A 12695-nucleotide genomic window follows, 5' to 3' on the forward strand; every position below is an offset into this window, starting at 1 on the left:
TCAGCCTCTTGCCTACTCTGCAAAATGGCCTCCTACAAGCTTACTGCGATGCTTAGCTGTGCCAGCTTTAGTGTAAGAAACTGCTCGTAAAAGAGCGTCGTTTCCATATTTGTTCCGAATCTCATCCATAACGTAACCAAGGTCCCTCTTTTTATCACGATCTTGCTCAAATAAACTAAGCTGCATGGCTTCATCTTCTGTAATGTTCGAAAGACTTATGGAAATTTTACGAACTGTCTGGTGTGAGTAAAACTCGTCAAACAACTGCATACACACATCATACATCTCTGTCGTAATATTGGTGGGAGAGGCAATGGATTTAGAACGATGAAATCCCCCACCCCCTTCATCTTTACTATATCCAAGTCCAAGACTAATTGTTCGACCAGCTTTACGGTAAGCACGCGCCCGCTTTGCTACTTCTTCACACATTTCTAGGATTACGTAACGCACTTCTTTCGGATCCGGGTAATCTCTCATGAGAATTTGACTTTTCCCGAAGCTGATCTGCCCTTGCATAATCGGTGCACCAAGCTCAGAGAGATCTACCCCATTGGCGTGATAATAAAGTTGGTTTCCCATTACACCAAATCGCTTCTCAAGTTGCTCTAGAGGAAAGGTAGCAAGCTGCCCGACAGTTGTAATCCCTAATCGATTGAGTCGCTTCTCCATCCGAGATCCAATTCCCCACATTTCACTTAAAGGGGAGACAGGCCACAACTTTTTCTTTACATCTTCATACCCCCAGTGAGCTACTCCCGTTTTCTTCGCTTCCAAATCCAGACATAGCTTTGAAAGAAGCATGTTTGGGCCAATACCGATCGCACACTGAAGGTGGAAGGTTTCGAACAACTCTTTTCGAATCATTTGAGCTACTGCTTTTGCATCCCCCCATAACCGCTCCGTTCCCGTTACGTCGAGAAAACTTTCGTCCACACTGTACGTATGAATAGCTTCCTTTGGCACATATCGATTAAAAAGTCGTGTGATTTCTGTAGAGATATGCAAATAAAGCCTCATCTGAGCAGAGACTAAGTGGATTCTTGGATCATCTGGAATTTCAAATAACCGACTTCCTGTTTTAATACCAAAGTCTTTTTTTAGAGCTGGAGAAGCCGCAAGCACTACACTTCCCGGCCGTTTCAAATCTGCCACCACCGCCAGATGTACCTTCATTGGATCTAAGCCTTTCATTATAGCCGCACAACTGGCATAGAAACTCTTCATATCCACACACAAAATACTACGATTTGGAAACGATTGATAATCAATCATCGCATTCATACGAGGTCCTCCTACCATGAAATTGAATGTTTGTTCGCGTTATCTGTTACTCTTATTATGCGAATGTTTGTTCTCTTTTTCAAGTGGTGATGTTTTCCTTTTTTCGACATTCCCTCTTTTTCCCTATAAGTCACCTTATATGGAAAACTTGAAGCTGAGGTATTTTAATATGGATAGGGCCGTTAACCACGTTGAGAGTTCGGGTGTCTGGGGAACGACTCGCTTTCCGCGGGCGAGCTGCCGAGCCTCCTCCTTCACTGCGTTCAGTCCGGGGTCTCGTCGACCTCTTTCTCCCGCAGGAGGCTCCCCAGCTCGCCGCGGAAAGCGAGTAATTTCCCGAACCACCTTAGACTCAATTAAAGCGAACGGAACCATTCTCCTCTTCAACAATCCCGCCGTTTTCTTGATTAACCCATAGAAACAAGTTCACTCAATAAAAAAAACCCTCACATATGTGAGGATTTTATTTCTTCTCAAATTGTTTACGCATGAGTTTCTCTGTAAGGCCGGGCATGAGTTGGTATAGCTTAGATCCAGCTTCCATCCAAGAGGGAAGGTTGATCTCTCGTTTAGAGGTAAATAAGTGCTTAACTACTTTGTGCGCTACGGTGTCAGGGTCTAACATAAATCGTTCTACAGATTTCTGATAGTTTCCTTCAGGGTCTGCTTGGTCGAAGAAGTTTGTTCGCACAGGGCCGAGGTTTACTCCTGTTACATAAACCCCTTTAGACTTCACTTCCAACCGTAAAGCGTTCGTAAATCCTAATACCGCATGCTTTGAGGCTGCATAGCCTGATGCTTTAGGAGTAGACATCTTTCCGGCTTGGGAAGCGATATTTATAATGTGACCTCCCCGAGCAATGAAAGAAGGAAGGATTGCTTTTACGCATTGAATCAGACCAAGTACATTGACTTGAAACATTGATTCGTACTGATCAAGTTCTGTCGCCTCTACAGATTCAAAAATACCAAAGCCAGCATTGTTAATTAAAGCATCTACATCTCCTACCGCTTCTTTAATCGCATGAAATGCTCTATTAATGTCTGCCCGGTCAGATAAATCACATGGATACGCATACCCTATAACACCTGTATCCTTTTCTATTTGTTCGACAATTTGCTTCAATCGTTCTCCCCGGCGCGCTAGTAATATAGGAACTCCTCCCTGCTTAGCCACATGCCAAGCTATACGTTCACCTATTCCACTTGAGGCGCCAGTAATAATAACTGTCTTGCTGTTTAGCGTGTTTGTCACATGTATCACCTATTTTGCTTCATAATAATAGATTCCATCTTCTAAGTGTACACGAACACGACCTTCTTCTTCCAGGATATCAAGTTGCCCTACTGTTTCAGACATGGTTAAACCAAACTGTTTCTTAATATGCTTTGGAAATAACTGTTTACACACTTGAAATGGAGTAAGAGGCCCTCCTTCTAGCATGTGATAGACCTTATTGGAACGGTACTGTTGCTTATTTAAACGTTCTTTAATAAGCTCCTTCGGATGAGCAAAAATTGGACCATGACCAGGATACACTTCTCCAATATCCATATGTAGACACCTTTCAAGTGTCTTTTGATACGTGACAAGCGGTCGAGGTCTTTCTTCCCTTGGCTCTCGAGGTGGCTCTAACAAAGGGTTAGAGGAGATGTGATATAGCAAGTGATCTCCGGACATCATAGATTGGTCAGCAGACCGGTAAAACGACAAGTGACTCTCTGCATGACCTGGTGTTTCAAGACAAACCCAATCTGAATGTCCTGGTATATGATCACCTTCTTGAAGAGACTGAGTTAAGGTCCCCTTCGCTACATACTTAAGTGGATCTTGCAAATGCTTAAAGAACGCTTCATAAGATTGATCTACACCAAACTGTTTATATAGCGTATGGAAAAAGGTTTGAAAACGAGAAAGAAATGCTTCATCTCTTTCAAGCCAATTCCTGTTATCTTCATGCCCGTAAACCCCTTCCAAATGGTCAAAACGATCAACTAACCCGATATGATCAGGGTGATGATGCGTCAGAACAATTTGCTTGATATCTTTTGGACTGTAGCCAAGAGAACCCAATTGTGACTCTAACGCGTTCCAGGCTTCTTCTGTTTTGACCCCCGCATCAATTAAAGTTAGCATTTCTCCTTTTAATAAATACGTATGAACATCACCTACTGCGAAAGGCGTTGGAATTGAGAGCTGATAAATCTTATCTGTTGTTTGAACCATAAAGAACCCCCACACACTGAATGTTCATTCAGTTTTTCTTCTATTGTACCCTTTTCACCCAAATTTGTCATGAACTTGGAGGAAAAAGGGAATGAACACCTCTTCTTTTTGAAACAATAAAACAGCCAACAGAAAAAAATGAAAAAAATATTTTCCTTTTAACTACCTGATTCTCCACGTCCCCCTGTCCACACCAGTGCGATAAGGAAAAGAAAAATCATGTCTCACTACTCACGACTTTTCGCTACCACACCAATGCGTTGATGCGATAAAGAATAAGCGGGTTTACCTCCTTGTGTACATATGGAGCGGAAAGTGTGTCTTACATAAAAATGGGATCGGTTGTTTTTTGATTTTTATCAATATTCGACAAATTGCGCATTTTACAATATCCCTTTAAATCAGGCATAAGTTTTTCTATACTTCTTTAGTACTCAAAACGATAAAATAAATTGTTTGAAAAATCACAAGAAAAAGAAAGGGAGATCCAACTATGGAGGATACTCAAAAACGCGGTTGGGTAACTAAGGCCCTCGATGTCATCGAGCGCGTCGGGAATAAACTTCCCCACCCAGCAACACTTTTTGCTATATTAGCAGGACTAATTATTGTAGTCTCAGGAATTATGGCAGCCATTGGCGTGACGGTAGAAGACCCTATTAAAGGTGAAACCGTTACTGTCTTCAACTTAATGTCTTCAGAGGGAATTAAGTATATATTTGAGAACTTTGTAACGAACTTCACAGGCTTCGCACCACTGGGAACAGTTCTTGTAACGATGCTTGGTATTGGCGTTGCAGAACGTTCCGGCTTGATTAGCGCTATGCTTCGCGGCCTTGTTACATCTGTACCAAGCTCCATGATTACAGCTGCACTAGTATTTGCTGGTATTATGTCTAGTATGGCAGCTGATGCTGGTTACGTTGTTCTTGTTCCTTTAGGGGCTGTCTTATATGCAGGTCTAGGACGCCACCCATTAGCAGGACTAGCAGCAGCATTCGCCGGTGTTTCAGCAGGTTTCAGTGCGAACTTATCGTTAACAGCTCTAGATCCTTTACTTGCTGACTTAACAATTGAAGCTGTTAAAAACTCTGCTTTCCCTGAGTACGCTGGTCAAATTCAATACACAATGAACTACTTCTTCATGTTAGCTTCTGTAGTTCTGTTAACAATAGTCGGCACATGGGTAACAAACCGATTTGTTGAACCTCGCCTTGGCAATTACCAAGGGGAAGTCGAAGAAGAAATCAATTACTTAACAAAAGCAGAGAAAAAAGGTCTTATTCTTTCATTCCTATCTCTTCTTGTTACGTTAGGCTTGTTATCTTTACTGATTGCATTTGAGTGGTCCCCGCTTCGAAATAACGAAGATGTTCTGATGTCACCATTCTTCTTCAACCTTGTTCCAAGCATCTTCTTGGCTTTCTTTATCCCTGGCCTTGTATACGGAATTGTTACGAAGAATATTAAAAACGACAAAGATGTAGCAAATCAGTTAAACGAAACAATGGAAACGATGGGATCATTCATAGTTCTATCCTTCTTCGCTGCTCAGTTTGTTGGATTCTTTGCAAAAACAAACCTTGGACGCATCTTAGCCATTAAAGGTGCCGAATTTTTAGACAGCACAGGCATTAATGATTTCCGCGTTGTAATCCTATTTATTATTGTTGCTTCTCTCATTAACCTTGTTATGGGAAGTGCATCAGCAAAATGGGCCATTATGGCACCTGTATTCGTACCTATTATGATGCGTATCGGATATAGCCCAGAATTCACGACCCTGATTTACCGTATTGCGGATTCAACAACAAACGTTATTTCACCACTTATGACATATTTTGCAATTGTAATTGCCTTTGCTCAAAAGTATGACAAACGCGTAGGTATTGGAACACTAATTTCTACAATGCTCCCATACTCCATCGCATTCTTTATTGCTTGGCTAATCATGCTTATTATTTGGGTTGTTGTTGGTATTCCAATCGGACCAGACACAGGCATTTACTTTGACGGAGAAATGTGGAAATAAAACACAAAAGTTCAGCTCAATAAATTGAGCTGGACTTTTTTATATGGAAAATGCAATAGAAAGAGTAGATTCATTATCGATCCTTTAAACTAACTAAATTATGATTTCAATAAAGTATGAATAGTTTCAGATATAATCTCTGGTAATTGTTCAAAGCTGTAGGATAGCTCCAATCGCTCAGACCACTGATGAGGATCCTTCCCTCTTGGACCTACATTTAAAATGGGCATCCTTAACATCGATAGCCGTTCATTTGATAATTCGAACCCATTACCATGTAAAGGCATATTTTCGAGAAGTGTATTTAATTTAGTCTCAGAAGTTGGAGGCCCTATAAAGCTAAGGTCCGATAATCCAGGAAAGAACTCTACTTCTTCTAACTTTATTTTAAATTTGGCTTCTGTGTAATCCTTAACATGCTGAAGAGTATCTTTGATATACTTATCTTCTTTTGAAGACACAGATGGGTAAAACGGAGGGCTATAAAACAAGACAATCATGGGTGCTAGATCCTTACATAATGAAGCTAGTTCTTGAACTAATAAAGTTGAAAACTCCCGATCCCCTTTATCTCTTTGACTAATAAGGAGGTTCCTTCTTCTCTCTACTTCTTCTTCCCCAAAACGCTGCACCGCCTCATCATATAATTCTTCATACGTAAAAACTCGAACAGGTCTTTCTGGTATATGAATCCCTGGTTTCTCTTTTAAGAAGGCTCGTGCTTTAGAGTTAAAATGCTCACTTGTTTGACTACTTGCCCGATGGGCGGCTTCTAGTAACTTATTATGGATGTCTTTGGTCGACTGCTTTAAGTAAAGAACATTGTACATGGCCACGGCTGCTTGAGGAGTCTGAACAGAATATTCATCTTTTAAATCCCGTTGCATTAAAGATATAGGAGGGGGAGTTGTTTCCTCACCTACTGTTTCAATAAAAGCTTCATTTAATTCCAATTCTTGAGCGAGGTAACTCACCATTAAGTTTGCGTTTAATCCTGCGAAGGGCTCTCCAACATGTGTCTCCTTTCCATAACACAAGAAGCCAGGAAGGAGCTTTCCAATAGACCCTGAATACACATATTGACGTGGGTCACCAGGATACTGACTAAACATTGGCTCTCCATTCAAACATGCTTTATAATTCAAATTCTCTTGTTTCTGAATTTCTTGAAGTGCTGGTAACGCCTGAAGCATTCCTAATGAGTTAACCTCCTCATCCGGAACGGTTAAAAGGAGTACGTTCCCTTTAAACTCTCCCTCCATTGCACGTTCAAGCATTGACATATGCAGAGTAAGCCCGGCTTTCATATCCATGATCCCCCGACCAAAAAGCCATTCACCATTCTTTATATCTTGTTGAATAGCTTCTGGGAGCTCATCCTGCATTCGCTCATATTCTTCCGTTAAACCGCGTGGATAGAAAGCTAAAGGTTTTTTAGATCCGAAATCATCTACACCAACAACATCAAAATGGCTTAGTAAAATGACTGTATCTTGTGTGTTGTCTTGTTTCACAAGTGCCGTCACTAATTCCCGACCGTCTGGTAAAGGATGGAGCTTTACATGACTTGGGTGTTCTTTGAAATAAGGTTTTTCCATAAAACGCTGGTGGATATGCTCAGCGAGGGCTATTTCTGCTTCACTTCCAGTAATACTTGGATACTCAACTAATTGACAGAGTAGATCGACAAGCTGCTGCTTTGATTTCCAATCTGACATGATCCCACTCCTCCCCTACTTGGGTAAATATTTATTCACTATTCAGATATTTACGCAATCTTATCATAATACATTCTTTCACAGAAACTAAATTGACTTTTACAATTAGATGGAACACAATCAATATGGACTCTAATTCAGGAGGTGCTACTGTGCAAACTTTCATATTTGCTCACAGAGGTGCAAGTAAATTGGCCCCAGAAAATACAATGGCCGCATTTACCTTAGCTCAAAAGATGGGTGCAGATGGGATTGAGACGGATGTCCAATTAACAAAGGACCAGGTACCCATCTTAATCCACGACGAAACACTTCATCGAACAACTAACGGTACTGGATATGTAAAAGATTACACATTCGAAGAATTAAAGAAGCTAGATGCCGGAAAGTGGTTTAGTGAAAAATACGCAGGAGAAAGGCTTCTCGGATTAGAAGAGTTTCTAGAGTGGGTCTCAAGTACATCACTTTCTCTAAATATTGAATTAAAAAACAACATTATTGATTATAAAGATATTGAGGATAACGTACTTGAGCTTATAAAACATTACGGTGTTGCAGAAAGAACTATTATTTCGAGTTTTAACCCTAATAGCATTAAACGTTTCAAACGATTATCAAAAGAGATTGAATGTGCTTGTTTAACGAGCAGACGACCGAAAGATCTTAAAAGTCTTATTGAACAAACAAAAGCCAACGCGCTACACATAAACTATAACGCTTTAAGTAAAGGATTAATGAAAGAAGCAAAGCGCCTCCATCTCCCAGTTAGAACCTATACGGTCAATCGCCCCTCGAGGTTAATGCGTGCCTACAAACTTATGTTGGATGGCATTTTTACAGATGTTCCCCATTCTGCCATTGAATATAGAGAATTATATTTACATAAACACAAACGATAATAAGTGAGCGCTTAGCTCACTTATTTTTATATGGTTTAATCTTGTTAATTATTTTAAATATTTAATAAAACATACAGAAAACGCATACAATACATTTATTAGAATGATGTTACATATTTTACTAATAAATCCGTTTAGGAAAGCACTTTCATTGATATATCAGTGTTTATGTTTTGCAATATTCCTTAATCAATTATAAAATAACATACAGTGAAGCATCTTAATAAAGAATTATTAAATTTTTTATCTACCTGAAGTAAACACTGAACCATAAAGGAGTTTTACAAGTGAGTACAACTACAAATGAAATGATCAAAACATTACTAAATGGAGAATGGAATGTAAGCGAATCAAACGCAACTGTTGATATCTATTCTCCTTCTAATAAAGAATTAGTCGGAAGCGTACCTTCCTTATCTCAAGAAGAGCTAAATACTTCAATTGAAACTACCTCTAAGGCTCAAATCGCTTGGGCAGAGCGTTCAGTACAAGAACGTGGAGAAATTTTAAACAAGTGGGCAGATCTTCTGGAGGAACGTAAAGAAGAAATCGGCACCGCAATTATGAAAGAAGTAGCGAAGAACAAAAAGTCTTCTGTATCTGAAGTAGAGCGTACAGTTGATTACATTCGTCATACAGTAGAAGATGCTTATCGCTTAAACGGCGAAGTAAAACGCGGAGACGGATTTAAAGGCGGTTCCCGCTCTAAAGTAGGTTTAGCTGAGAAAGCTCCTCTTGGAACAATCTTAGCAATTGGACCATTTAACTACCCAGTAAACCTTTCTGCCTCAAAGATTGCACCAGCTCTAGTTCAAGGAAACAGTGTAGTCTTCAAACCGGCTACTCAAGGTGCTATTAGTGGCATTAAAATGGTTGAAGCTTTAATCGATGCTGGCCTTCCAAAAGAACTTGTCACAGTCGCAACAGGTCGTGGATCTGTAATTGGTGACTTCCTAGTTCAACACCCTAAAGTGGACATGATCTCCTTCACAGGTGGAACTAGTACAGGTCGTCATATTGCTCAACTATCTTCAATGGTTCCTCTTGTTCTTGAACTTGGTGGTAAGGACCCAGCAATTGTTCTTGAAGATGCAGACCTAGATAAAGCAGCAAAAGAGATTGTAGCTGGTGCTTATAGCTACTCCGGTCAACGTTGTACAGCCATCAAACGCGTCTTAGTTCAAGATGAAGTTGCAGATGAACTTGTGGACCGTATAGCTCATAAAGTGAAGAGCCTTTCTGTTGGTATGCCAGAAGATAATAAAGATGTAACTCCATTAATCGATAACAAGAGCGCAGATTATGTCCAAAGTCTGATTGATGACGCAAAAGATCAAGGAGCTAAGGTTGTTTCAGGCGATACGCGTGAAGGAAACCTTCTTCACCCTACTCTTCTAGACAATGTAACAACAGACATGCGCGTAGCTTGGGAAGAGCCATTCGGACCTGTTCTTCCAATCATCCGTGTATCGAGTCAGTCTGAAGCCATTCAGATTGCGAACGAATCTGAATACGGTTTACAAGCGAGTATCTTCACGAAGAATATCGACAATGCCATGAGCATCGCCGACAAATTAGAGGTTGGTACTGTTCAACTGAACGGCAAAACATCTCGCGGACCGGACCACTTCCCATTCTTAGGTGTAAAAGCATCTGGTCTTGGTGTACAAGGAATACGCGAAAGCCTCCTTTCTGTGGTACGTGATAAAGTTACTGTTATCAATATGTAATAAGCGAATCAACGCTAAAAAATCTCAGAGTGTATCTACACTCTGAGATTTTTTTATATTTCGGCTCTGTTAAAGTTTAATGTTGTTATTCTTTATAACAGTGTTTCCGTTTGCGTTATTAGAGTGGGAGGTGGTTTGGGAAATCACTCGCTTTCCGCGGCGAGCTGGGGAGCCTTCTCAATCGCTACGCGCTTTCCAGGGTCTCCCCTAGTTTAAAAGTGCAGGCGTGGTGCCTAGGACCGTACGGACAAGACAGCTTTTTGGAAAAGGGCGAATAGCCTTTGTAAAAAAGATGACTTGTCTCGCTAGGTCCTCCACGCCGGAACTAGATTGGCTCTTACTGCCGCAGGAGTCTCGCAATTTCCCGAACCACCTCAGCCATATATGGTGCAACGGAAACATGCCATATGCGAAAATCCTGCAACTTTCATCGCCCATAAGATGCAGGGCCGTTCGTAAAACTATAGTCAGGGGGGTCTGGGGAACGGGGAGACTCCTGCGAGAGAAAGAGGAAGTTCGACTAAAACCGTCACCTCCTGTGAAAACATCGCACGACCCCACGTCGTGTGAGGGCGCCTTCGGAAAGCGAGTCGTTCCTCAGATACCCCAAACACTCAACGGCCCTATTTACACATAAGAGTGTCTCAGCTTCAAGTCTTCCGCATATTTTGTTCCTTCTTCATCAAATCAACCACGTGTTCTTTTGGTGTCCAACAATCAAACTTCCACCTTGGGTCAGTTTCATAGCCCAACCGTTCACAGAATCGCCTCGATTTCCCATTTTCTTTAAGGATCCTGAAGTGAACACATGTTGCGCAACAATGAAAGTCCTTCACCTCTTTCACCCCCCAATCCATAATGAATTAAGAATAACACAAGGCAAACGCCTATTTTCACATTTCCTCCTAGAACAAAGACCCACATAGGGTTAAAACGGCATATCATAACAGGAAAAGATAAAGGAGGAGGAAATGATTATGCATTACAACGAATATTCTTATTCCACAAACCCTCACTATGAGGACCATAATGTATATAGAGCAGATGAACGAATTTTTGTTGGAAGACGTCCTTTTGGAGGATTCGGGCGTCCTTTTGGGTTTGGACGTCCGTTTTTCGGAGGGCCATTTGTAGGCGGACTTGTAGGGGGACTTGTAGGTAGCGCTCTTCTAGCACCATACGGGCGCCCTCCTTATCCGTATTACCCACCATACTACGGATACGGATATGGCCCTGGCCCCTACCCTTATTATGGAGGATATGGTTACGGAGGATATGGAGGTTACTAATATACTCATCTCCTAACCCTATGTAAGTTAGAATTAAATTTGACATGAGGACAAAATCAGTTATGATTTTGTCCTCATTTTTCATACATATGGGTAAGGGGAATAAATCATGATTCTCATAAACAAAAAATGATACCGCTATCAAAGTTTCAAACTGGTTACAAGTGGAATAGTACCTCCGAACCTAAAAATAGTTTTGCGCCATAATAAGGAGGACTCTAGATGAATCGTGATGACTTAATGCAAGATGGACCAACTAAACAAGAACAAGAACGTCAACCAGGATACGAAACCCAAATGAACCCTTCCCCTCTTCAAGCTGACGAAGACTATAAGAGCGGGAATAAACTTAAAGGAAAAGTAACGTTAATCACAGGAGGAGACAGCGGCATCGGTCGTTCTGTAGCCATTGGCTACGCTAAAGAAGGCGCTCATGTTGCAATTTCTTACTTAGATGAACACGAAGATGCAGAAGAAACCAAGAAGAAGGTAGAAGCAGAAGGCGTTCAAGCTTTACTTCTACCAGGTGATGTTGGCGACGATGCAACATGCCGTGATATTGTAGCGAAAACAGTAGAGACATTTGGGAAACTAGATGTGTTAGTGAATAATGCAGCAGAACAACACCCGAAAGACGCAATCGAAGATATTTCAGTAGAACAAATAGAAAGTACCTTTAAGACAAATATTTTCTCTATGTTCCATATGGTGAAAGCAGCACTTCCACACTTAAAACAAGGGAGCGCCATTATCAATACAGCTTCCATCAACCCTTATACAGGAAACGCTGAACTAGTCGATTACACAGCTACAAAAGGTGCAGTGGTCGCCTTTACTCGATCTATGGCCCAACAACTTGTAAACCGCGGTATCCGAGTAAACGGTGTAGCACCAGGACCTATCTGGACTCCTCTTATTCCTGCAACCTTCCCTGAGGAAGAAGTAGATCAGTTTGGAACAAACACCCTAATGGGACGACCTGGACAACCAGTTGAACATGTCGGAAGCTATGTGCTTCTTGCTTCTGATGACTCTTCTTATATGACAGGTCAATTCATTCATATTAATGGCGGCTTATATACATCTAGCTGACCGTTTCAAAAAAAAGCAGCCCTTCCCTTCCAGGAAGAGCTGCTTTTTTTTGAAACGACAGGGTCTAAGCCTCGTTACTTTAAAATAGGTCCTGTTAATGTTTAATGTTGATTTTCATATAATCCATATAAGCAGGTCCGTTCACCTAATTAACGTCAGGGCAGGCTTTGGGACTGCGAGACTCCCGCGAGATGAGGAGCCTATCTAGTTCCGGCGTGGAGGACCTAGCGAGATAAGTCATCTTTTTTCCAAAAAGCTGTCTTATCCGTACGGTGCTAGGCACCACGCCTGCACTTTTAATCGAGTAGGAGGAGGTGACTAACCTCCGTCCTCTCACACCACCGAGCGTACGGACCCGTACTCGGCGGTTTCCCTAAGTTTGACGTAGAAATTTATATCGATGAGATAAACTACGAAGCCCTAG

General features: G+C 41.3%; 9 protein-coding genes. 5 read left to right on the forward strand and 4 right to left on the reverse strand.

What is annotated here, in order from left to right; all coding sequences use genetic code 11:
- Positions 1–12: 12 nt before the first annotated feature.
- From IEW76_RS02175 to IEW76_RS02185, 3 genes are all read right to left on the reverse strand, one after another.
- Complete coding sequence (locus IEW76_RS02175) at positions 13–1275, reverse strand: Y-family DNA polymerase (protein WP_188650507.1); 1263 nt, start codon at positions 1273–1275, stop codon at positions 13–15.
- A gap of 472 nt (positions 1276–1747) precedes the next feature.
- Complete coding sequence (locus IEW76_RS02180; protein ID WP_188650454.1) at positions 1748–2539, reverse strand: SDR family NAD(P)-dependent oxidoreductase; 792 nt, start codon at positions 2537–2539, stop codon at positions 1748–1750.
- A 9-nt stretch (positions 2540–2548) separates the two neighbouring features.
- Positions 2549–3511, reverse strand: a complete 963-nt coding sequence (locus tag IEW76_RS02185) for an MBL fold metallo-hydrolase (RefSeq protein WP_188650456.1) — start codon at positions 3509–3511, stop codon at positions 2549–2551.
- A 493-nt stretch (positions 3512–4004) separates the two neighbouring features.
- Here IEW76_RS02185 and IEW76_RS02190 point away from each other — a divergent pair, with 493 nt between their 5' ends.
- Entirely contained in the window at positions 4005–5543 is a 1539-nt protein-coding gene (locus IEW76_RS02190) for an AbgT family transporter (RefSeq protein WP_188650458.1), read from the forward strand.
- Positions 5544–5641: 98 nt separating this feature from the next.
- On the opposite strand, the gene IEW76_RS02195 is transcribed toward IEW76_RS02190, so the two are convergent.
- Positions 5642–7261 (reverse strand): M20/M25/M40 family metallo-hydrolase, encoded by a 1620-nt coding sequence (locus tag IEW76_RS02195; protein WP_188650460.1) that lies wholly within the window; start codon positions 7259–7261, stop codon positions 5642–5644.
- 152 nt (positions 7262–7413) lie between these two features.
- On the opposite strand from IEW76_RS02195, the gene IEW76_RS02200 reads away from it, so the two are divergent.
- The 4 genes from IEW76_RS02200 to IEW76_RS02215 all read left to right on the forward strand — a co-directional run bounded on the left by IEW76_RS02200 (position 7414) and on the right by IEW76_RS02215 (position 12271).
- Positions 7414–8160 carry a glycerophosphodiester phosphodiesterase gene (locus IEW76_RS02200; RefSeq protein WP_188650463.1) on the forward strand — a complete coding sequence of 249 codons (747 nt, stop codon included), beginning with the start codon at positions 7414–7416 and terminating at the stop codon, positions 8158–8160.
- A gap of 308 nt (positions 8161–8468) precedes the next feature.
- Positions 8469–9890: an NADP-dependent glyceraldehyde-3-phosphate dehydrogenase gene (locus IEW76_RS02205; protein ID WP_188650509.1), complete on the forward strand. Its 1422-nt coding sequence runs from the start codon at positions 8469–8471 to the stop codon at positions 9888–9890.
- A 971-nt stretch (positions 9891–10861) separates the two neighbouring features.
- Positions 10862–11179 (forward strand): inner spore coat protein YmaG, encoded by a 318-nt coding sequence (gene ymaG, locus IEW76_RS02210; protein ID WP_373285921.1) that lies wholly within the window; start codon positions 10862–10864, stop codon positions 11177–11179.
- 222 nt (positions 11180–11401) lie between these two features.
- Positions 11402–12271, forward strand: coding sequence for an SDR family oxidoreductase (locus tag IEW76_RS02215; protein ID WP_188650464.1), 870 nt, complete (start codon positions 11402–11404; stop codon positions 12269–12271).
- The last annotated feature ends 424 nt before the right edge of the window (positions 12272–12695 follow it).

It is taken from the genome of Pontibacillus salipaludis (assembly GCF_014642405.1).
Lineage (GTDB): Bacteria > Bacillota > Bacilli > Bacillales > BH030062 > Pontibacillus > Pontibacillus salipaludis.

What these genes read in the sequence shown, in the direction of transcription:
- IEW76_RS02175 (WP_188650507.1), bottom strand. Translation starts at nt 1,275, where the DNA reads ATGATTGATTATCAATCGTTTCCAAATCGTAGTATTTTGTGTGTGGAT.
- IEW76_RS02185 (WP_188650456.1), bottom strand. Translation starts at nt 3,511, where the DNA reads ATGGTTCAAACAACAGATAAGATTTATCAGCTCTCAATTCCAACGCCT.
- IEW76_RS02190 (WP_188650458.1), top strand. Translation starts at nt 4,005, where the DNA reads ATGGAGGATACTCAAAAACGCGGTTGGGTAACTAAGGCCCTCGATGTC.
- IEW76_RS02195 (WP_188650460.1), bottom strand. Translation starts at nt 7,261, where the DNA reads ATGTCAGATTGGAAATCAAAGCAGCAGCTTGTCGATCTACTCTGTCAA.
- IEW76_RS02205 (WP_188650509.1), top strand. Translation starts at nt 8,469, where the DNA reads ATGATCAAAACATTACTAAATGGAGAATGGAATGTAAGCGAATCAAAC.
- ymaG (WP_373285921.1), top strand. Translation starts at nt 10,862, where the DNA reads ATGATTATGCATTACAACGAATATTCTTATTCCACAAACCCTCACTAT.
- IEW76_RS02215 (WP_188650464.1), top strand. Translation starts at nt 11,402, where the DNA reads ATGAATCGTGATGACTTAATGCAAGATGGACCAACTAAACAAGAACAA.